The following is a 585-nucleotide window of genomic DNA, read 5'->3' as shown; positions in this document are numbered from 1 at the left end:
GACGTTAATCCTGCTACAGGGTTCATCGAACCATCGAGTTGATAGCTCACCACTCGGTCAGAACCTTCAGTTGTGGTGAACTTGCCATCAATAGAAACAACGCCATCTTGAGCAGAGCCAATACTCGTTAAATCGTCTTCATCCACTGTAATGGCATCGACGTTTGTGATGGTCGGTTGGTCATCGACGATGGTCACTGGGATCACCGCGGAGCTGGTGTCACCATCAAAATCGGTCGCAATAATCGGGAAGTTCAGCGTTAGCTCGTCACTACCATTGGCATGGTCGATAGGGCCTTCTAGCGTAAAGTTATAAGAACCATCTACGTTAACAATCAAGGTAAAGACGGCGTTACCACCTGCGGTGGCTTGATAAGTAAAACTGCCGTCTGGGTTGGCCGTTTCAGTAATCGTTACCGCAACGCCTTGAGACGTCAGCCCTGCGACAGGGTCGGCAGAAACATCCAATTGATAACTAACGACACCATCAGAACCTTGCGTTGTTGCAAATTGGCCGTTGATGGAAAGTGCATCATTTTGGTCTGAACCAATCCCCGTCAAGTCATCTTCATCAACTTGGATTGCA

1 protein-coding gene is annotated in these 585 nt (G+C 48.4%); it reads right to left on the bottom strand.

What is annotated here, in order from left to right; all coding sequences use genetic code 11:
* Positions 1 to 585, bottom strand: a 585-nt coding sequence (locus tag R7093_RS26740) for a VCBS domain-containing protein (RefSeq protein WP_318147214.1), incomplete at both ends; no start/stop codon positions are given.

The organism is Vibrio sp. 1580, assembly GCF_033340055.1.
Note: the sequence above shows the minus strand (reverse complement) of the source record. Positions and strands in the feature narration are given on the sequence as shown.